At 61.6% G+C, this 20,335-nt stretch carries 19 protein-coding genes; 2 read left to right on the top strand and 17 right to left on the bottom strand.

Annotation, left to right across the window (positions count from 1 at the left end):
* From KRX51_RS05565 to aspS, 17 genes are all read right to left on the bottom strand, one after another.
* Positions 1-942, bottom strand: a complete 942-nt coding sequence (locus tag KRX51_RS05565; RefSeq protein WP_218361996.1) for an aspartate carbamoyltransferase catalytic subunit — start codon at positions 940-942, stop codon at positions 1-3.
* A complete protein-coding gene (gene pyrR / locus KRX51_RS05560) occupies positions 943-1,524 on the bottom strand; it encodes a bifunctional pyr operon transcriptional regulator/uracil phosphoribosyltransferase PyrR (protein ID WP_218361995.1) in 582 nt (193 codons plus the stop codon).
* Between the two features lie 68 nt (positions 1,525-1,592).
* Positions 1,593-2,171 (bottom strand): transcription antitermination factor NusB, encoded by a 579-nt coding sequence (gene nusB / locus KRX51_RS05555; RefSeq protein WP_218361994.1) that lies wholly within the window; start codon positions 2,169-2,171, stop codon positions 1,593-1,595.
* 27 nt (positions 2,172-2,198) lie between these two features.
* Complete coding sequence (gene efp / locus KRX51_RS05550; protein ID WP_218361993.1) at positions 2,199-2,762, bottom strand: elongation factor P; 564 nt, start codon at positions 2,760-2,762, stop codon at positions 2,199-2,201.
* Between the two features lie 139 nt (positions 2,763-2,901).
* Complete coding sequence (locus tag KRX51_RS05545; protein ID WP_370625032.1) at positions 2,902-4,023, bottom strand: M24 family metallopeptidase; 1,122 nt, start codon at positions 4,021-4,023, stop codon at positions 2,902-2,904.
* A 39-nt stretch (positions 4,024-4,062) separates the two neighbouring features.
* Complete coding sequence (gene aroQ / locus KRX51_RS05540) at positions 4,063-4,515, bottom strand: type II 3-dehydroquinate dehydratase (protein WP_218361989.1); 453 nt, start codon at positions 4,513-4,515, stop codon at positions 4,063-4,065.
* Positions 4,512-5,612, bottom strand: a complete 1,101-nt coding sequence (gene aroB / locus KRX51_RS05535; protein ID WP_218361988.1) for a 3-dehydroquinate synthase — start codon at positions 5,610-5,612, stop codon at positions 4,512-4,514. The genes aroQ and aroB overlap by 4 nt, the downstream gene beginning before the upstream one ends.
* Before the next feature lie 30 nt (positions 5,613-5,642).
* On the bottom strand, positions 5,643-6,197 hold the full coding sequence (locus tag KRX51_RS05530; protein WP_370625031.1) for a shikimate kinase: 555 nt from the start codon (positions 6,195-6,197) through the stop codon (positions 5,643-5,645).
* A 4-nt stretch (positions 6,198-6,201) separates the two neighbouring features.
* Complete coding sequence (gene aroC / locus KRX51_RS05525) at positions 6,202-7,389, bottom strand: chorismate synthase (RefSeq protein WP_218361986.1); 1,188 nt, start codon at positions 7,387-7,389, stop codon at positions 6,202-6,204.
* Positions 7,390-7,475: 86 nt separating this feature from the next.
* Positions 7,476-7,904, bottom strand: coding sequence for an A24 family peptidase (locus tag KRX51_RS05520; RefSeq protein ID WP_218361985.1), 429 nt, complete (start codon positions 7,902-7,904; stop codon positions 7,476-7,478).
* 96 nt (positions 7,905-8,000) lie between these two features.
* Entirely contained in the window at positions 8,001-8,837 is an 837-nt protein-coding gene (locus KRX51_RS05515; protein ID WP_218361984.1) for a shikimate dehydrogenase, read from the bottom strand.
* Positions 8,834-10,039 carry an endolytic transglycosylase MltG gene (gene mltG / locus KRX51_RS05510; protein ID WP_218361983.1) on the bottom strand — a complete coding sequence of 402 codons (1,206 nt, stop codon included), beginning with the start codon at positions 10,037-10,039 and terminating at the stop codon, positions 8,834-8,836. The genes KRX51_RS05515 and mltG overlap by 4 nt, the downstream gene beginning before the upstream one ends.
* A gap of 93 nt (positions 10,040-10,132) precedes the next feature.
* Entirely contained in the window at positions 10,133-10,663 is a 531-nt protein-coding gene (ruvX, locus tag KRX51_RS05505; protein ID WP_218361982.1) for a Holliday junction resolvase RuvX, read from the bottom strand.
* A 5-nt stretch (positions 10,664-10,668) separates the two neighbouring features.
* Positions 10,669-13,332, bottom strand: coding sequence for an alanine--tRNA ligase (gene alaS, locus KRX51_RS05500; RefSeq protein ID WP_218361981.1), 2,664 nt, complete (start codon positions 13,330-13,332; stop codon positions 10,669-10,671).
* A 111-nt stretch (positions 13,333-13,443) separates the two neighbouring features.
* On the bottom strand, positions 13,444-14,817 hold the full coding sequence (locus KRX51_RS05495) for a replication-associated recombination protein A (RefSeq protein WP_218361980.1): 1,374 nt from the start codon (positions 14,815-14,817) through the stop codon (positions 13,444-13,446).
* Positions 14,818-14,819: 2 nt separating this feature from the next.
* Positions 14,820-16,052 carry a phosphotransferase family protein gene (locus KRX51_RS05490; RefSeq protein ID WP_218361979.1) on the bottom strand — a complete coding sequence of 411 codons (1,233 nt, stop codon included), beginning with the start codon at positions 16,050-16,052 and terminating at the stop codon, positions 14,820-14,822.
* 36 nt (positions 16,053-16,088) lie between these two features.
* Positions 16,089-17,906 (bottom strand): aspartate--tRNA ligase, encoded by a 1,818-nt coding sequence (gene aspS / locus KRX51_RS05485; RefSeq protein ID WP_218361977.1) that lies wholly within the window; start codon positions 17,904-17,906, stop codon positions 16,089-16,091.
* Between the two features lie 127 nt (positions 17,907-18,033).
* Between aspS and KRX51_RS05480 the strand changes: the two genes are divergently transcribed.
* Positions 18,034-18,801, top strand: coding sequence for a CBS domain-containing protein (locus tag KRX51_RS05480; protein ID WP_218361975.1), 768 nt, complete (start codon positions 18,034-18,036; stop codon positions 18,799-18,801).
* Positions 18,802-18,879: 78 nt separating this feature from the next.
* Positions 18,880-20,331 (top strand): nucleobase:cation symporter-2 family protein, encoded by a 1,452-nt coding sequence (locus KRX51_RS05475; RefSeq protein WP_218361973.1) that lies wholly within the window; start codon positions 18,880-18,882, stop codon positions 20,329-20,331.
* The last annotated feature ends 4 nt before the right edge of the window (positions 20,332-20,335 follow it).

The following is a 20,335-nucleotide window of genomic DNA, read 5'->3' as shown; positions in this document are numbered from 1 at the left end:
TTAGACTCCTTCCGCCGCGGGGCTGGCGATGAGGGTGAACAGCACGGCCATGCGCACATGCACACCATTGGCGACCTGCTGCAGCACAGCAGTGCGGGGCAAGTCAGCGACATGGTCATTAATCTCCATGCCACGCAGCATGGGGCCGGGGTGCAAGACGACAGTGTCATCACGCAGCAGCTTCTCGCGGGCGCGGGAAAGGCCATAGCGGGTGGCGTACTCGCGATGGGACGGGAAGAAACCACCATCCATGCGTTCTGCCTGCACCCGCAGCATCATCACCGCATCAGCGTCGGCAAGCTCAGCGTCAAAGGAATCCGCCACGCGCACCGGCCAGTTCTGAACGCCATAGGGCAAAAGCGTCGGCGGGGCGACGAAAACAACCTCAGCACCAAGCTTGGACAAAAGATCCGCATTCGACCGCGCCACCCGAGAATGCAAAATATCGCCGATGATGACGATCTTGCGGCCCTTAATCTCGCCCAGACGCTGACGCAATGTCACCGCGTCCAATAAGGCCTGGGTGGGGTGCTGATTTTTACCATCACCAGCATTAATAATGGCCGGGCCGGAACCGTGGGTGCCCGTCCACTGAGCTACCAGGTGCGGGGCGCCCGAAGACGGGTGCCGCATCACGATGGCATCAGCGCCAATAGCGTCCAGGGTCAAGGCCGTGTCCTTGAGCGACTCGCCCTTCTTCACCGAAGAAGACGACGCGGAAATATTGATCACGTCCGCGCTCATCCACTTACCAGCGGTCTCAAACGACGAGCGGGTGCGAGTGGAGTTCTCGTAGAACAGGGTAAAAATCGTGCGCCCACGCAGGGTCGGCAACTTCTTAATCTCCCGACCAGCCAAGGCTTCTTTGAACCGGTCGGCCTCATCCATTAGGCCAATGATCTCGTCGGCAGTCAGGTCGGAAATTGATAGCAGGTGTTTCATTTACTCTGCTCCTCTGCTCAATAGCACCGCATCACGGCCGTCGATAGCTTCGACCAGCACGCGCACCTCTTCATGGCGTGCGGTGGGCAGATTCTTGCCGACGTAATCGGCGCGAATGGGCAGCTGGCGGTGGCCACGATCGACCAGCACAGCCAGCTGAATGATGTCCGGTCGGCCGATATCGTTGACCGCATCCAGGGCGGCTCGAATGGTGCGACCAGAGAACAACACGTCGTCGACCAGCACCACAATGGTGCCGTCAATACCCGTGTTCGGAATTTGGGTGGGCAACAGCGCCCGGTGCGGGCGAGCGCGCAAGTCATCACGGTAAAGGGTGATGTCCAAAGACCCGGTCTCCGGGCGAATCCCGGAGAAGTTCTCGATGTGCTCGGCGAGGCGCTCAGCAAGCGGCACTCCACCGGAGGGAATCCCGAGGAGCACAACCCGTGGCCCGTCGGAACTATCTAATGCGGTCTTTTCGATGATCTGGTGGGCAATACGCGCCACCACGCGGGCGACCTCACCAGCGTCAAGAAGCTCTGTGGGCTCCTGCGCCTGTGGGGTATTCACAGCGTCGCTCATCGTGACCTCCTTCCCCGCCTCTCAGTGCGGTCCTTAAAGGATGTCGACGTTGACATACCGCTATGAGGTTACCACTGGCTCCCGGGCTGTTCCGCCTCATCGGAGCTGACCTCGGCCGCAGCGCCATCATCGCTACTCACTTCGGGGGTGGTCTCCCCCTGCGGCGGCAAGGACTGCGCCACCGCAGCAGCGGCAGCACGCGCCTGCTCAGCAACCCCAGAAGCCGAGTCCAACACCGCATTCACATACGGCGGGGCCTGGTTGGTGGAGTACTCACTAGCCAGCTCCACCGCCTCCACAACAGCGACCTGCGGGGGAACATCCGGGTTGTGGAATAGTTCCCAGATCCCCAGCCGCAAAATAGCCCGGTCCACAGCCGGCAAGCGGTGCAGCGGCCATTCCTCGGTCAAATAACCGGCAATAGTCGAGTCAATGCCATCGATATTGGTGGCCACACCGACGACGATCTGTTCGGCGTACTCGGCCACCGGGGCGATATCGCTGTGCTGCTCCCGAGACATTGCGATGCGCTCTTCAACGAGATCAATGGGGTTGACGTCTCGCTGTTCGGCCTCGAAGAGCAGATCGACTGCGCGTCGGCGGGCCCGGTAGCGGGCGCCGCGACGCTTATAGTTGGCTTCTTTCATAACCGTGCTGTCTGCGCCTATCAGCGCTTAGTTGTTCACGCGGGACAGGTACGAACCGTCGCGGGTATCGATCTTGAGGACATCACCGGTGTTGATGAACAACGGGACCTGAACCTCAGCGCCGGTTTCCAGGGTGGCGGGCTTGGTGCCGCCGGTGGAACGGTCACCCTGCAGGCCCGGGTCAGTCTGCGACACAGTCAGCTCCACCGACACCGGCAGCTCAGCGAACAGCGGCTGGCCCTCGTGGAAGGACACCTGCACCGGGGAGTTCTCCAGCAGGAAGCGGGCGCCATCGCCCATCAGGTCCGGCTCCAGGTTGATCTGGTCGTAGGTCTTATCGTCCATCAGGACGAAGTCCTGGCCATCCTTGTACAGGTAGGTCATATCGCGGCGGTCGACGGTCGCGGTCTCGACCTTCACGCCGGCGTTGAAGGTCTTGTCGATGGTCTTGCCGGAAACAACGTCCTTGAGCTTGGTGCGCACGAAGGCAGGGCCCTTGCCCGGCTTCACATGCTGGAACTCGACGATCTGCTGCAGCTTATTGTCGATCTTCAGCACGAGGCCGTTCTTGAAATCCGAAGTAGTTGCCACGAAGTGTTCTCCTGTACCAGGTTGGTTTATCGGTAAAAGTCGGTCGCAGGCACAATACAGCGCCGCCGAAAACGCGACGCAACCACGGTACCGCGCCAAGCAGCAGGCTATAAAACGCGGGCTACCTAGGCGCGCCGCCCTACGAAAGCGTTTTCGGCAGGTTAACCAGGTTCTCCGGCTCACCGTCAGTGATGATCAGAGTGTCTTCAATGCGCACCCCACCACGGCCCGGCACATACACCCCAGGCTCAATGGTCAACGTCATCCCCGGCTGCAAAGCACCAGTGCCACGGGTGGCGGCATACGGCGGTTCATGCACATCAATGCCGATGCCATGACCAGTAGAGTGCACAAAATACTCCCCATAACCAGCCGCACTAATCGACTCGCGACACACAGCGTCGATCTCAGCTAACTGGGCACCAGGCCGCGCAGCCTCAACACCGGCCAGCTGCGCGCGCAGCACCACCGAATAGATCTCGCGCGAAAAATCATCCAACGCCGCTGCCCCACCCACAGCCGACGTGCGCGTCATATCCGAGCAGTACCCATGAGCCAGCGCACCGAAATCCACAGTGACTAAATCCCCGGTCTGCAACACCCGGTCGCCGGCACCGTGGTGCGGCAGCGCCGAATTCGGCCCAGAGGCCACAATCGTGTCGAAACTGGGTTTATCGGCACCACGCAACCGCATCCGGTACTCCAGATCGGCTGCGACCTCACGCTCCGTGCGGCCAGCGGCGATGCCACCGTCGGCAAGCAACTCCGCATAAGCCCCAGCCGCGATGTCGGCGGCCGTGCGCAGCAGCTCCAGCTCCACCTCATCCTTGACCTTGCGCAACTCAGCGATAACGCCGGTGACCGGCGTGACCACAATGCCCTCAGCGGCACCATCGCGCAGGCTGTGGAAAGCAGCGACGCTAAGATGCTCGGCCTCTACACCAATACGCGTTCCCGACGCCTCGGCGAACGGCTGCTCACGCTTGGCAAAAGAATCCACCAAAAACGAGGCGCACTCACGGGTGATATGACGCTGCAGATCCGGGACCTGCTCGGCAGCCTGCGAGGTATAGCGCGAATCCGTCGCGAAAGCCGCCGTGGCACTGGCATCAATAACCACCGCACTATTGGAACCAGTAAAACCAGTCAACCAGCGCACATGCTCCGGGCGGGCAACAACAATCGCATCAACGTCATGCTCGGCTAAGGCCTTTGCGACGCGGGCGCGGCGAGAGGAGTAATCAATAGCAGGCACAGGCACGTGTCCTTCACACATAGCTTCAGCAAAAAGTTCGTACTACTAGGCGGTGGGCCCCAGCACGGCACTAAGGGCCATACCGTAGCCAGCACAACCAAACCCGACGATAATCCCCCGGGCATTGGCCGACAGGAAAGAATGATGCCGGAAATCCTCGCGGGCGTGCACATTGGAAATATGCACCTCGATATAGCCGGCGCCATCAGCGACCTCAGCTAACGCATCCCGCAACGCCACCGAGGTGTGCGTGAACCCACCGGCGTTAATAATCACCGGCCAATGATGATCAGCGGCCTCATGCACCCACTCGATGAGCTGGGCCTCCGAATTGGACTGGCGGCAATCCACCGTGGCGCCATACCCCTGGGCCACAGTGGTCAGATCGTTTTCAATATCGGCCAGCGTGGTCGAACCATAAACCTCCGGCTGGCGCTTACCCAGCCGATTCAGATTCGGGCCATTCAACACCAGCACATAATCAGGCGCATTGCTCATCGTTCAGACTCCTCCGCAGCCGGGCTGCCCTGGGTAGTCAACAGCTCATAGGCCTGCGCCAAGTCCGCACCACTCGGGCCCTCGAGACGGGTGCACTGCCCCGGGCTGGTCAGTGCCACAAAGCGGATCGTGCCGGCCCGGTTTTTCTTATCGCGGCTCATCCCCGCCAACAGTTCATCAAACAGCCCCGAGTCATACGTGGTGGGCAGGCCAATCGACTCCAAAATCGCGCGGTGCCGATCCACAAGGTCCTGGTCAATCAGCCCATTGAGCTTCGCCAGTTCCGCAACAAACACCATGCCGACGGACACAGCATGGCCATGCCGCCACCGGTAGTTCTCGTGCAACTCCACAGCATGACCAAAAGTGTGGCCGTAGTTGAGGGTCTCGCGCAGACCCGCTTCCTTCAGGTCCTTCGAGACCACACTGGCCTTCACCGCAATAGACCGCTCAATCAGTTCCGGCAAAGCGCCGTCGATATCGAGACAAGCGGCCGGATCATGCTCATAAAGATCCAGGATCTTCGTATCCGAGATAAACCCGGTCTTAATGATCTCCGCAGACCCGGCGACAATTTCAGCCTCCGGCAAGGTACGCAAAAAGTCCAGATCCACAAACACTGCCCGCGGCTCATGGAACGCACCGACAAGGTTCTTACCGGCCGCGGTGTTAATACCCGTCTTGCCGCCCACAGCAGCATCAACCATGCCCAGCAGCGTGGTAGGCACCTGGATCACAGCGATCCCACGCATCCAGGCCGCGGCGATAAAACCACCCAGATCAGTAGCCGCCCCGCCACCGACAGAAATCACCACATCACCACGGCCAAGACCACGCTGGCCAAGAGTGTCCCAGCAGCGTCCTGCGACCTCGAGGGTCTTGCCGGATTCGGCATCGGGAACCTCCATGGCGAAAGCCTCCACCCCACGGGCGGCCAGGCCTTCCACAATGCGGTTGGCCGGACCGGCCACCGGGCCCTGGTGAATCACGGCGGCAGCAGAAGCAAAAGAGGCTGCCTCGGCGATCGCGTCGGTAAGCCCAGTACCGATAGTGACCTGGTAGGGCGATGCTCCGGTAACGGCGATAGTGGTGCTCACACGGTGTCCTTTGGTCGTGGGAAAAATCGGCTAGCGCGGCGGAGTTAATGCCGCATGGTCGTCATTGGCGATCTCAAGGAAAGAAAGAATCTCGGCGACAACACGCTGCGGAGACCGCTCATCCGAATGCGCCCGGAAAGTAGCGACCTCCTGGTACAGCGGGCGGCGACGCTCCAGAAGCGCCGCATAATGGGCCTGCGGGTCCTCCGCCTCCAACACCGGGCGGGTGTTATCCCCACAGGTGCGCTTCACACCCAACTCGGCCGAGACCTCCAGATAAATCACGGTGTGCTGCGTCAACAAGGAACGGGTCGAATCAGTCAGCACCGCTCCCCCGCCCAGGGCTAAAATGCCCGGCTGGTGCAACGCCTCAGCAATGATCTCGGCCTCCACACGGCGGAACTCTTCCTCACCAAGGTCGCGGAAAACCTCACCGCAGGGCTTGTTATAGCGCTGCGCAATCACGTCATCAGTATCAGTCAGCGGAACTTTCAGCTCCCTGGCCAATCGTCGCCCCACCGTGGATTTACCGGCCCCCGGAGGCCCCACGAGAACCGCGATGGGTGCAGTGTCATAAGGATGCACCGTGTTACTCCCAATCAAGCCGTTCGGACACTTGCTGCAGGTAAGACTCGGCATTACGACGGGTCTCGCGGAGACTATCGCCACCGAACTTCTCCATCATCGCCTGTGCCAAGGTCAGCGCAACCATTGCCTCAGCAACAACCCCACCTGCGGGTACCGCACACACATCAGAACGCTGATGAATAGCAGTCGCCGCAGCACCGGTGGACATATCCACCGTCTGCAAAGCACGCGGGACAGTAGAAATCGGCTTCATAGCGCCACGGATCACCAACGGCTGGCCATTAGTCATACCGCCCTCCAAGCCACCAGCGCGGTTAGTGAGGCGGTCGACGCCACCGTCGGTACGCACCATCTCGTCATGGGCCTCAGTGCCGCGACGACGGGCCTCTAGGAACCCATCCCCAATCTCAACGCCCTTAAAGGATTGGATACCCATAACCGCAGCCGCCAGACGGGCATCAAGGCGGGTACCCCCAGAAATATGCGAACCCAGCCCCACCGGCAGGCCGTGAACCACAACCTCGACAATGCCACCAAGGGTGTCGCCCTGCTTCTTAGTCCGCTCAATCTCAGCAATCATCGACTCTTCGGCATCCTTACCGAAAGCCCGCACCGGGGAAGCATCGATGGCATCAATATCGGCGAACGTCGGCAATGGGCCCGCATAAGGCTCCGAACCGCCAATAGAGATGATGTGGCTGAGCACCTCAACGCCAAGGACCTCACGCAGCAAAGAGCGAGCCACAGTGGCAGCAGCAACACGCGCAGCTGTCTCCCGGGCCGAGGAGCGCTCCAGAATATTGCGGGCATCGTGATGGTCGTACTTGACCATGCCATTGAAATCAGCATGCCCCGGTCGCGGGCGAGTCAAAGTGGCACCACGGGCAGTATTGAGATCTTCAGCCGCCACCGGGTCCGAATTCATCACCGTGGTCCACTTCGGCCACTCGGTATTGCCCACCATGATGGCAACCGGCGAACCCAGGGTCTCACCGTGACGCACACCGCCAAGCACAGTGACCTCATCGGCCTCAAACTTCATCCGCGCACCACGGCCATACCCAAGCCGACGCCGCGCCAACTGAGCGGAAATGTCCGCTCGGGTTACCGGGACACCGGCGGGGACGTCCTCCACCATGGCAATGAGGGCCTGGCCGTGCGATTCGCCTGCAGTGGTCCATCGAAACATGCGGTCTATTCTTCCACGGCACCGCCGGTAGTGGCAGCATTGGCCCAGCAAACAGGCCCAAGCCCCATCAGATACACACTGACCTGCTAGAACACGAAGGCCACCGCCGCCCCGAGCAGCATCGCCGGGCCATGGGCAACACTCCGGCGCCGCCTAACCAGGCCATACCCGGCACTCAGCAACCCAGAAATCATCGTCGCCACCGCCGCAGTCAACACCACCTCCCCCAGCCCCGCATCCACATACGCCCCCGCCCATAACCCCAGCGCCAATGCGAGCTTGATATCCCCACCGCCCACACCACCCGGGCGCGCCAGACTGGGCACCAACAGCAACGCAGCCCACACCACTGCCCCACCGACGGCATCACCCACCTGCCCGCGGCTGAGCGCAATAAATAAGAAAACAGCGATTGCCGGGATAGTGAGCCAATTATCTAACCGGCGCGTGCACAGATCCCGCAGCATCAGCAGCCCCGCCCACGCCGACCACACAGTCCATCCAAGAAGTCCCATAGTGGCCACCACGCTAGAAAGAAACCCCAGCTAGCCGGGCGCACAGCAACTGGGCCCGGCCCACAATGTGGACCGAACCCAGTTCGTGGAAAACACCTAATCCATAATCGCGGCGCGCATAGCCTCACGCGGGGCAGTGTGACCAGTGAACTGCTCAAACTGGCTCAGCGCCTGATGCAGCAGCATCGTCAAACCCCCAACCGCCGGGGTATCGACACGACGCGCCGCCGACACCAATGGCGTAGGCCACGGGTCATAAATCGCATCCAGGATCATCGGTGCACGAGCCAACTGGCCAGCCACACCCTCCACCGCCGCCGCGGGAACCGTGGAGACCAGCACATCGGCGGCAGCGGCAATATCGGCAAGATTCGGCGCATCCAAACGCACCCAGGTGAACTCCATACCTAACTGGGCGGCCAGGGGCGCTAAGTCATAAGCACGCTCAGAGCGGGCGACGATATTGACGTGGCGCACCCCCAACTGGTGCAGGGCCCACATCGCGGGCCGGGCAGTGCCGCCATTGCCGACAATGATTCCCCGGCCACGCCGAGCCTCACTTAGACCAAGCTCACGCAGCGCACCAGACACGCCTTCACAATCAGTGTTATCGGCACGCCACCGGTTGCCGTCAAGACGCACCAAAGTATTGGCCGAACCAATCGCGCGGGCCCGATCAGAGACCTCGTCGGCATAATCCAGGGCCGCGAACTTACCGGGCATGGTCACCGAGAAACCGGCGAAACGCTCATCAGCGCCGCCCACAACGTCGGCAAGCTGCTCCGCATTGCACTGAATCGGCAGGTAGTGCCAATCCGCTAAGCCCAGCGCGGCATAGCCGGCATTATGCAAAGCCGGAGACTTCGAGTGGGCAACCGGGTCGCCCATAACCGCCGCGAGATGACGGTACTGGTCAGTATCGGGCAAGCTCATCGGTTCGAGTCAAGAACGCCGTTAGCGCGGGCCTGTTCAATAGCAGCACCATGCTCATCAAGAGTGTTGGTGAACACTGTGGTGCCATCCTTATCGACGGTCACGAAATACAACCAGGCACCCGGGGCGGGGTTCTCCATAGCCTTAATCGCCTGCACCGACGGCGACGAAATCGGGGTCTGTGGCAGGCCATCGCTGGCGTAGGTATTCCACGGGGTTTTCTCCTCGCGGTCCTCGTCGGTGGTGGCGATCTCCTGATCATCGAGGCCATAGTTCACCGTGGAGTCAAACTGCAGTCGCATCGGCTCATCAAGACGATTCAGGATGACCCGAGCAACCATCGGGAAGTACTCGTCGGAGGCTTCCATCTGCACCAGCGACGCGGCGGTGAGCAACTCATACGGGGTGAGGCCAACATTGTCCGCAGACTCAGCCAGACCAGTTTCCTCATATTCGGCAACGGAATTGGTCACCAACTCAGTCAACACCGTCTTGGCGTCATCCATCGGGTTGAATTGGTGCACACCCGGGCTAATCAAGCCCTCCAGGCGACGAGGATCATCACCGCGGGCAGTAACCGGCTTGATCGCCCAGTCCGGAACGCCCAACTCGGCGGGATCCGTGGTGGCGGCAGCATCGCGCAATGACTCCACGGTGATGCAGTCATCATCGGCGACACAGGATGCCTTCGCGATCTTGGTGAAAATGCCCTCGCGGACATCATCGGAACCCACCACCAGAGTGTCCTCCAGACGAGAACCAGTGGGGATATCGACAGTGCCGGAACGATTCTCCGGGTCAAGCAGCGCATCAACGGCAGCGGCGGCCGACATGTGCTCCTCGAGGCGGTACCACCCCGGCTGCAGCTGATCGGCACGCGGATTATTAGCCGCAGCCGTCATGAAGGCGCTGCTGGAGGCCACTACGTCATCGTCGACGAGACTATCGGACAGATCCGACAGTGAGCTGCCGTTCTCCACATTGACCAAAACCATATTGCCGTTACCGTCACCCTTGAAATCACCGGTGGTGCCTCCGGTAAACCAGGCGACACCCAAGACGAGCAGCACCAGGCCGCTCAAGATGATGGACGTGACGTTAATGGCAAGCGCTGTCTGACGGCGCCGAACCCGGGCCCCGGGTCCACGACGAGACCGACTGTCCGGTCGGTTAACGCGAGGCGCACGTTGACTGCGGCTCATCCGTTCTCCTCCACTAGTGCGGTGGTGCGGCGGCATGTGACGATTCGTCCATGCAGTTGTTGGTTAAAGTTTCCACTATCGACGGGGCATTTGTCACATTTCTGTCACGTCCGGCGCGTCGGAATCGTGCGACAAAGCCGCAACATCCTTACGTGCATCCAACCACGACTGCAGAATTTCCACAGCCGCAGCCTGATCAATACGGGAGCGACCACTCTTGGCATCCACCCCCGCCTCCCGCATCCGAGAAGCAGCAATAACCGTGGTCATGCGCTCATCCTGCATCCGCACCGGCACCGTATTATCGGTGCGCCGACGCAGCCGGGAACGTAGCTTTTCAGCCGTGCGAGCAGAACTACCCAGACCCCCATCGAGCATTAACGGCAAGCCAATAATGATTTCGACAATCTCATTTTCCTCGATGAGATCGACGAGTCTATCGACGTCGGCGCCGTCGGGGCCGCGTCGCCCACTCTCCTTGCGGATGGTCTCCACCGGAGTAGCCAGCAAGCCATCCGGATCGGAGATAGCCACACCAATCCGGGCCTCACCGACATCAATGCCAAGACGGCGACCCCGCCCCGGGTCATCAGCACCGGGGCGGTCCGGGAGTAGTTGCGCCATAGTCGCTACCGCTGTTCCAATTCCGCACGCACAGCTTGAATGCCGGCGCTGATCCCGGCCGGCTCCGAACCCGAACCCTGGGCCAACTGCGGCTTGCCGCCACCACGGCCACCAATATGGGGGCCCAACACCTTCACCAAATCGCCGGCCTTAAGACCATCGGCGACACCAGCGTCGGTGACCGCAATCGCAAATGGTGCCTTACCGTCGGACTTGGCGGTAAGCACAATCACACCAGGCTTCGCGCCGAACCGGCCCCGCAGGTCATTGGCCAGCGTGCGCAGGTCCTTCGCCTGGGTGCCCTCAGGCAGCTCCACGCCCAAGAACGTGGTGGTACCGATGAGTTCGGCATCATCGAGGTGGCGGGCAGCGTCGGCAAGCAACTGCTTCGACCGCATCTCCTGGATGGTGCGCTCAGCCGCACGCAGCTTCTCACTCAGCGCGGCGATACGGTCCGGAAGCTCAACCGACGGGGCCTTAAACTCAGTCGCCAACTGCTCGGCAAGAAGCCGCTCGGTGGACAAATACGAGAAGGAATCCATACCCGAGTACGCCTCAATACGGCGCACCCCGGACCCCACAGAAGACTCACCAAGAACCGCTACCGGGCCGATACCGGAGGTATGCCGCACGTGGGTGCCACCACACAACTCCATGGAGAACGGGCCACCCATCTCAACCACACGGACCCGGTCACCGTAATTCTCCCCGAACAGCGCCAAAGCACCCATCGCCTTGGCTTCCTGCAGCGAAGTTTCGGTGGTATGCACAGTCCAGTCAGCATCGACGGCTTCATTGGTGACCTGCTCAACCTGACGCAGCTGGTCCGCAGACAACTGGGCGCCATAGGAGAAATCGAACCGCAGATAGCCGGGCTTATTTAGCGAGCCGGCCTGCACCGCATCGGGGCCAAGCACCTCCCGCAAAGCGGCGTGGATCAGGTGTGTAGCCGAGTGCGCCTGCGCCGCCTGGTGCCGCCAGGAAGGATCGACCTGGGCCTCGCCCACACTGCCGGCAGTGATATCGCCGCCGCGGACGGTACCGCGATGCAGCCAGAGCTTCTTGCCGACCTTCTGCACATCGTCGATATCAACCGTTGCGCCATTGGGCAGCACAAAGCAACCATGGTCGGCCATCTGGCCGCCCGACTCGGCATAGAGCGGGGTGCGATCCAGGATCAGCTCAACCTCATCGCCCTCCTCCGCGCCGGTCACGGTCTGGCCATCACGAATGAGGCCCACCACAGTGGACTCTTCAGTGAGGTTGTCATAGCCGGTGAAGGTGGTCGGGTGTTCGTCTAAGAACTGGCGGTAGACGCTGTTATCGCCATGATCGCGCTTCTTGGAGCGGTTATCGGCCTTAGCGCGGGCGCGCTGCTCAGCCATCAACTCCTTAAAGCCAGCCTCGTCAACACTCAGCCCAGCCTCGCTGGCCATCTCCAGGGTCAAATCCAGCGGGAAGCCGTGGGTGTCGTGCAAGGTGAACGCGTCCGCACCGGAGATGGTGGACCCACCGGCAGCGCGCACCGATTCGGCGGCGTCGTCGAACAGCTTGGTGCCGGCTTCGAGCGTGCGCAAGAAGGCCTGCTCCTCACCGACAGCGTTACGACGGATGCGCTCCCAGTTCTGCTCCAGTTCCGGGAAGGACGGCAACATGGTGTCGCGCGCGGTGGTCAGCAGCGCTTCGAGGGTCTCGCCCTTGGCCCCCAACAGGCGGGCGGAGCGGATAATGCGGCGCAGCAGGCGGCGCAGGATGTAGCCACGGCCCTCATTGGAGGGGCTGACCCCGTCCAGCATCAGCATTAGGCCGGTGCGGGAGTGGTCCGCGATCACGCGGAAACGCACATCAGAGGTGTTATCGGCGCCGTAGCTGGAGCCGGTGAGCTTTTCCGCGGTATCGATAACCGGGCGCAGCAGGTCCGTCTCGTAGACGTTCTCGACCCCCTGCAACAGGAAGGCGACACGTTCGATGCCCATACCGGTATCAATATTTTTCTTCGGCAGCGGGCCGAGGATCTCAAAATCGCCCTTGCCGGTGCCTTCGCCGCGCTCATTCTGCATGAACACGAGATTCCAGATCTCGATATAGCGGTCCTCATCGGCAACAGGGCCGCCTTCAACGCCGTAGTCCGGGCCGCGGTCGTAGAAAATCTCCGAACACGGACCACACGGGCCGGGCACACCCATAGACCAGTAGTTATCTTCCATGCCCCGACGCTGAATGCGTTCTTCGGGCAGCCCGATCTTATTCGCCCAGATGTCGTGGGCTTCATCATCGTCGTGGTAGACGGTGACCCACAGCAGCTCCGGGTCGATACCGAAACCGCCATCATCAACGGACTTCGTCAGAAGCGACCAGGCCAGGGTGATAACGCCTTCTTTGAAGTAGTCACCGAAGGAGAAGTTGCCCGCCATCTGGAAGAACGTGTTGTGGCGGGTGGTGATACCGACTTCTTCAATATCCAGGGTGCGCACGCACTTCTGGATGGAGGTGGCGGTGGCGTACGGCGGGGTCTCCTGCCCGAGGAAGTACGGCTTGAACGGGACCATGCCAGCGTTGACGAACAGCAGGTTCGGATCTTCCAGCACCAAAGAAGCGCTGGGAACCTCGGTATGGCCCGCGGCGATGAAGTGCTCCAAGAAGCGCTTGCGGATCTCATGAGTCTGCACTGCGGAGGGACCTCAATTCGGATAGTGCGGGTCAGGACAAAACGCGCGTTGCACCATGCCATAACCGGCCGGGACGCGGGACGTGCACATCATACTCTGCACCAACTGGTGCTACGTCTGCCGGTAGTTGCGCACGATATCGCGCAGTTTGCCGACGCGGTGGGCGATATCTTTTTCATACCCATGCCCGGACGGGCTGTAGTACTGCGCATCAACAATATTGTCCGGCGGGTACTGCTGGGCGACGACACCAAGGCGGTCATTATGGGGGTACTCGTAGCTGACGCCGTGCCCCATCCGCCGGGCACCGGAATGGTGACCATCGCGCAGGTGCGGTGGGACGGGGCCGACTTTGCCGGCCCGGACATCAGCAAGGGCGGCGTCAATGGCGGCGATCACCGAATTCGATTTCGGGGCCGTGGCCATATAGACAACCGCCTGGGCTAGCGGCAGGCGGCCCTCGGGCATGCCGATGCGTTCGACCGCAGCTGCGGTGGCGGTGGCCACAGTGAGGGCTTGTGGGTCGGCCATGCCGATATCTTCACTGGCCAAGATGGTGATCCTGCGGGCAATGAAGCGCGGGTCTTCCCCGCCCTCAATCATCCGGGCGAGATAATGCAGGGCAGCGTCGACATCTGAGCCACGCATGGACTTAATGAATGCGCTCGTGACGTCGTAATGCTGATCCCCGTCGCGGTCATAGCGCAACGCAGCCTTATTGATGCTGGCGTAGACCGTGTCCGCATCCAGGGTGCCGCCTTCGGCAACACCTTCGGCCGATGCTTCTAAGTAGGTCAGACTGCGGCGGGCATCGCCTGCAGCCAGGGAAACCAGGGCTTCTTTCGCATCGGCGGTAAGGGTGATAGCGCCGCGCAGGCCACGCTCATCGCGTACCGCCCGGTCAAGGACCTCACCAATATCACCATCGCTGAGCGGCTCGAGCTGCAGCAGCAGGGAGCGGCTCAGCAGCGGTGAGACCACCGAGAACGACGGATTTTCGGTGGTGGCGGCAACGAGCAACACAATCCGGTTCTCCACCGCACCAAGCAGCGCGTCCTGCTGGGTTTTGCTAAACCGGTGCACCTCATCGATAAACAGCACGGTTTGCCGGGAATCATTGAGTAGATTCCGGCGCGCGCGGTCAATAACAGCGCGGAGTTCCTTCACCCCGGAATTGAGGGCGGAGAGCGCTTCGAAGCGGCGGTTGGTGGCCGCAGAGATCAGCCCCGCCAGGGTGGTTTTACCCGTGCCGGGCGGGCCGAAGAGGATCACCGAGGTGTCTCCCCCACCTTCGACCAGGCGGCGCAGCGGCGCACCAGGGCCTAATAGGTGCTGCTGGCCGGCGACCTCGTCGAGACTATTGGGGCGCATCCGCACCGCCAGCGGGGCGTGCCCGGAAGGGTGAAAATACTCATGAGCCCCCTTAGTGGTGGCCGCCTCTTCGGCGCTGAGCTGGGGGTCACCAAATAAACCCGGCTCGGTCATGCTCAACTACCCCGATGGTCAGAGACCATGGCAACCACAGCGTCGGCAAGCGGCACACAGTCAGCGAACCGCTCCGAGCAGCTCTCGGCGAACCGGCGCAACACCTTCGCGGTACGGATCAAGTCCTTGCGTTCGGCCGCCGACGAGGCAGTCCACTCCACCCCGTCGCGGTGATCCGGTGGTACGTAGATAGCACCCGGGTCGCTGAGTTCACCGTGTTCAATGCGCCGCTCCAGGTAGCCCTCGGCGGCCAGGGCGTCCTCGGCCCCACCGAAGTGCAGCAGGGTTACTGACAGCAGCACCCAGCCCAGAAGCGCAATAGTGATGCGCTCATGCAGCTCATCATCACCAATGATGTCGGGCCACATATGCTTCACCGCGCCCTGCCAGGTCTCGACGAAGAACGAAGCCTCATCATCGCTGAGTGGTTCGGTGAACGGGTAGTGCGGGAAACCGGCGACAACGGCTGCTAAGTCGAAGGCGACATCGCGGAAACCGGCCCACTCGTAGTCGAGGAAGAACACCCGGTTGCGCACCAAAATATTGTCCGGCCGCAGGTCAAAGGGCGTGAAAGCACGATGGTTGCCTGAGTTTGTGCGCCGGGCGGCCAGATTGGCCAGCTGCTGCACATCCTCAGTAACCGCGATGCCACGCGAGTGCAGAATTTTCAGGCCCTTATCGATGGAGCGCACCACACCACGATCCCTGGCACCGGCAATAGCCGGGTCCAGGTGGTGGCGATGGAATAGCCGCGACATCAGCGCGTGGAAGCCTTCTTCGCGCATGGCGGTGGCGGTATGGGTGCGGGCGAGCGCATTAGCTAAGGCCCGCAGCGCCTGCGTGCGCTCATCCGTGGTGGTCTTGGGGGCGAGCAACTCGTCATAGGTCTCGGCTTCCCCGATATCGCTGAGTACCAATAAGCGGTGCTCGACATCGTGTGCCAGCAGGGTCGGGCCCGGCCGGGTGTCCTCCGGCAGGGTGTTGGTGAACTGGTAGGACACGATCTCGCGCAGCAACGCCGGCTCAAAACCGGTAGTTGCTGCGGTCGGGAGCTGTTTGACGACAACCGAGCGTTCCGGAAGGAAGGGGTTGGTGGCTAGGCGGAAGCGTAAAACGACGGATTCGCCGGAACCACCAAGGTCTTCGGGATCGCTAAGTTTCTGGCGCCCGCCGAAGCGGGCCGCCAACAGTTCCTGCGCAGAATGCAGGATGTCGTCAACTGATATGGCATCCATAGGTCGGTCCTTGCCGGGCCCTGTGGTGCTGGGCCGTTATTTGGAAGCAGAGTCCTTGGTCGGTTCTGCCTGAGTCTTCTTCTTGGGCTTGGCATCAATACCCGATTCCTTGCGCTGAGCAGCGGTAATCGGTGCCGGTGCGTCGGTGAGCGGGTCCACGCCGCCACCGGACTTGGGGAAGGCAATGACTTCCCGGATGGAGTCCATGCCGGCTAGCAGTGAGCAGATCCGGTCCCAGCCGAAGGCGATACCGCCGTGCGGGGGCGCGCCATAGGAGAAGGCCTCGAGCAGGAAGCCGAACTTCTCCTGGGCCTCTTCTTCATCGATGCCCATGACACTAAAGACGCGTTCCTGGACGTCCTTGCGGTGAATACGGATCGAACCGCCACCGATTTCATTTCCGTTGCAAACAATATCGTAGGCATAAGCGAGAGCCGAGCCCGGGTCCTTATCGAAGGAGTCCAGGTGCTCCGGCTTCGGCGACGTGAACGCGTGGTGCACCGCCGTCCAGGCGGAATGGCCCAGCGCGACGTCACCGGAGGCGGTGGCATCAGCGGCCGGCTCGAACATCGGCGCGTCCACAACCCAGGTGAAGGCCCAGGCATTGTCGTCGATGAGATCCAGCTTGCGGGCGATCTCACCACGGGCGGCACCAAGTAGGGCGCGGGAGCTCTTGGCATCACCAGCGGCAAAGAAAATACAGTCGCCGGGCTTAGCGCCAACATGCTCGGCGATACCGGCGCGCTCTTCGTCGGTGATGTTCTTCGCAACCGGGCCGCCCAGTTCGCCGTCTTCAGAGACCAGGATGTAGGCAAGGCCCTTCGCACCGCGCTGCTTGGCCCATTCCTGCCAGGCATCGAGCTGACGGCGCGGCTGGCTGGCGCCGCCTTCCATCACCACAGCGCCGACATAATCGTTCTGGAACACGCGGAAGGTGGTGTTGCTGAAGAACTCGGTGCACTCGGTGATTTCGATATCAAAGCGCAGGTCGGGCTTATCGGAGCCGTAGCGGCGCATTGCCTCGTGGTAGGTCATCCGCGGGAACGGAGTGGTGACCTCAACGCCGGCAGCAGCCCACACCTCGGTGATGATGTCCTCAGCCAGGGCGATGACGTCTTCCTGGTCAACGAAGCTCATTTCCACATCGAGCTGGGTGAACTCCGGCTGCCGGTCGGCGCGGAAATCCTCATCGCGGTAGCAACGCGCAATCTGGTAGTACCGCTCCAGGCCAGAAACCATCAGCAGCTGCTTGAACAGCTGCGGAGACTGCGGCAGCGCGTAGAACGTGCCGGGCTTGAGGCGCGCCGGAACCAGGAAGTCGCGGGCGCCTTCCGGGGTGGAGCGCGTCAGGGTCGGGGTTTCGATCTCGGTAAAGCCCTGGGCGTCAAGCACGCGGCGGGCGGCCTGGTTGGCCTTGGCGCGCAGCCGGATGGCCTGCGCGGGAGCTTCGCGGCGCAGATCCAGGTAGCGGTACCGCAGGCGGGTTTCTTCGCCGACCTCATTAGCCGAGGACTGGTCATCGAGCTGGAACGGCAGGGCCGCGGAGGTGTTGAGGATCTCCAGGTCGGTGACGTTGACTTCAATATCGCCGCTGGGCAGGTTCGGGTTCTCCGAGCCTTCGGGGCGGGCTTCGACAACACCGGTGACCTGGATGCAGTACTCGCTTCGCAGGTGGTGGGCGCGCTCGGCGACCTCAGAGTCGCGGAACACTACCTGAGCAAGACCGGAGCGGTCGCGCATATCGATGAAGATAACGCCGCCGTGGTCGCGACGTCGGGCGACCCATCCGGTGAGGGTGACGGTCTGTCCAGCATGCTCAGCGCGGAGCTCGCCAGCGAGGTGGGTACGCAGCACTGCGTGTCCTTCCAGGGGTTGGTGAAGTCGTCTATCACGCGGCAGGTGAGTAACACCTGGCGTTCAAAGCACGCAGTCTACCCGTTCCTTGGACATCGCAACCTTGGGTTCCTACTACCGTGTTGGTATGAGCACCAACCAGCCGGCTAGTGAGCCAACCGAAACTGAGACCGCGGGCACCCGCGCCACTGAGTTCCTCTCGGCATTTAACCGGCTAGAAAAGCACTTTCGCGCACAGCTCAACCTGGACCGCTATATCGGTTTTACGTCGATGGTGCACAAACTGCATAAGCGCGGTGAGCTTTCCGACGCCCAACACGCCGCACTGACCTCTTTTGCCGAACTGCGCAACGCCATCTCGCACGGCGAATACCACCAAGGCATGCCGATTGCCGACCCGTTGCCGCACACGGTGGCCGCTATCCACCAGATCGAAGAGGTCCTCATCCACCCGCCACAGGCGCTGCGTGTTTTAGAGCACCGGCGGCCGGTGACAGTGCGCCCGGAAGATTCGGTGGACAGTATTTACGATGTGCTGCGCACAACGACGTATTCCCAGTTTCCCGTCTATACCGATGGGACCTGTACTGCATTGTTGACCACCGATCAGATTGCCCGCTGGTTAGCCGAAGACATCACCGATGATGGCCATATTTCGGCCCGCACCGTCGCCGAAATCCTGGACACCACCGGCACTGCAGAAAAACCTGTGTTCGTCCGCCGCACTGTGACAGTGCAAGAGGCAGTGCAGTTGCTCACTGTGCCGACGAAGAAGGGTCGCCTGCCGCGCGCACTCGTGGTCACCGAGCACGGCCATGCTGACCAGAAGCCATTGCGCGTTATCGGTGGTGGCGATCTGCCGGCCTTATTGGAGTCAGTGGCCGTGCCGGACTAGTTGGTGCGACCTCAACCAGGGTGAGCCGGAGCTCACACAACTGGGGGTACATGTTTTTCACCGGCTAGGGTGTGCCCAATGAGTGCGTCTTCGCAGCCAACGGCTGTCCACCCCGTTAATGAATATCCGGGCCATGCCCGCGTGCTCCTGTTGGGTTTCCAGCATGTGCTCGCTGCCTATGCTGGCGCAGTGGCTGTGCCGCTGTTCGTCGGCTGGGCCCTTGTCGACGCCGGGCGGATGCAACCCAGCGATATCCCCCACCTCATCGCTGCGGATCTCTTCGTCGCAGGTATCGCGACCATTGTGCAGTCCGTCGGGATCTGGCGCTTCGGTGTGCGCCTACCACTGATCCAAGGCTGTACGTTCTCCGCGGCGATCCCGATGGTCACCATCGGCGGCACCTACGGTGTGCCCGCCATCTACGGCTCAGTGATTGCCTCGGGCCTATTCATCATCATCTTCGCCCCGCTCTTTGCGTCACTATTGCGCCTATTCCCGCCGCTGGTCACCGGCACTGTGCTGCTCATTATCGGCACCACCTTGATGCCTGTTGCCGCCGACTGGATTGGTGGCGGCGCCGCTGTGAAGGGAACTGAGGAATACGGCACGGTACAGAACCTGGCCATTGCGATGTTTGTGCTCGTCCTCATCTTGCTCATTGAGCGCTACGGCCCGGAGTGGCTCTCCCGGATCGCCGTACTCGTCGGCATGCTCACTGGCCTGGTGGTGTGCATTCCGCTGGGCATGGTGGATTGGTCCGAGACCGCCGATACTCCCCTGCTGGGACTTACCACCCCGTTCTACTTTGGCCTTCCGACGTTCATTCCGGCTGCTGTGCTGGCAATGTGCATTGTGTCCTTGGTGACCATGGTTGAGGCCACCGGTGATGTTCTGGCCATCGGCGAGATCACCGATACTGACGTCGACGATCGCCGCATTGCCGATACGTTGCGTGCCGACGGTGCCGCCACGGTGCTCGGCGGTGTTTTCAATACCTTCCAGTACACGGCATTTGCCCAGAATATCGGCGTGCTGTCGATTACTGGTGTGAAGTCACGCTGGGTGACCGCCGCAGCCGGCGGCATGCTGATCGTGCTGGGGCTCATCCCGAAGACCGCGGCGATTATTGCAGCCATCCCCGCGCCGGTGCTCGGTGGCGCTGGGCTGGCCCTATTCGGCATGGTTGCCGCCTCTGGTGTGCGCACCTTGTCGAAGGTGCAGTTCACCGAGTCGAATATCCTTGTCGTCGCTATCCCCGTCGGGCTGGGTTTGCTGCCCGCAGTCTCCCCGGACTTGTTCAGCTCCATGCCGGCGTGGGCGCAGACTTTCCTCAGCTCCGGCATCGTGATCGGTTCGGTTGCCGCCATTGTGCTCAACCTCATGTTCAACACCGGTAGTCGTGCCCCCGTTTCGGCCAAGCCCACCGCCCATGACTCGTTCCGTGGTGAGCTCAACCTCAACGACGCGAATAATGATGGCTTCGGCGACCACCCGCACGGCTCCCGCCGGGTCTCCGATAGTGAAGACTGACCCG

The sequence above is a fragment of the Corynebacterium sp. TAE3-ERU12 genome, from assembly GCF_019209905.1.
Lineage (GTDB): Bacteria > Actinomycetota > Actinomycetes > Mycobacteriales > Mycobacteriaceae > Corynebacterium.
This window is presented reverse-complemented; position numbering and strand designations above follow the sequence as displayed.

Bases quoted from the DNA above. Each gene is read 5' to 3' on its own strand.
- KRX51_RS05565 (WP_218361996.1), bottom strand. From the start codon at position 942: ATGAAACACCTGCTATCAATTTCCGACCTGACTGCCGACGAGATCATT.
- pyrR (WP_218361995.1), bottom strand. From the start codon at position 1,524: ATGAGCGACGCTGTGAATACCCCACAGGCGCAGGAGCCCACAGAGCTT.
- nusB (WP_218361994.1), bottom strand. From the start codon at position 2,171: ATGAAAGAAGCCAACTATAAGCGTCGCGGCGCCCGCTACCGGGCCCGC.
- aroQ (WP_218361989.1), bottom strand. From the start codon at position 4,515: ATGAGCAATGCGCCTGATTATGTGCTGGTGTTGAATGGCCCGAATCTG.
- aroC (WP_218361986.1), bottom strand. From the start codon at position 7,389: ATGTTTCGATGGACCACTGCAGGCGAATCGCACGGCCAGGCCCTCATT.
- KRX51_RS05520 (WP_218361985.1), bottom strand. From the start codon at position 7,904: ATGGGACTTCTTGGATGGACTGTGTGGTCGGCGTGGGCGGGGCTGCTG.
- KRX51_RS05515 (WP_218361984.1), bottom strand. From the start codon at position 8,837: ATGAGCTTGCCCGATACTGACCAGTACCGTCATCTCGCGGCGGTTATG.
- mltG (WP_218361983.1), bottom strand. From the start codon at position 10,039: ATGAGCCGCAGTCAACGTGCGCCTCGCGTTAACCGACCGGACAGTCGG.
- ruvX (WP_218361982.1), bottom strand. From the start codon at position 10,663: ATGGCGCAACTACTCCCGGACCGCCCCGGTGCTGATGACCCGGGGCGG.
- KRX51_RS05495 (WP_218361980.1), bottom strand. From the start codon at position 14,817: ATGACCGAGCCGGGTTTATTTGGTGACCCCCAGCTCAGCGCCGAAGAG.
- KRX51_RS05490 (WP_218361979.1), bottom strand. From the start codon at position 16,052: ATGGATGCCATATCAGTTGACGACATCCTGCATTCTGCGCAGGAACTG.
- KRX51_RS05480 (WP_218361975.1), top strand. From the start codon at position 18,034: ATGAGCACCAACCAGCCGGCTAGTGAGCCAACCGAAACTGAGACCGCG.
- KRX51_RS05475 (WP_218361973.1), top strand. From the start codon at position 18,880: ATGAGTGCGTCTTCGCAGCCAACGGCTGTCCACCCCGTTAATGAATAT.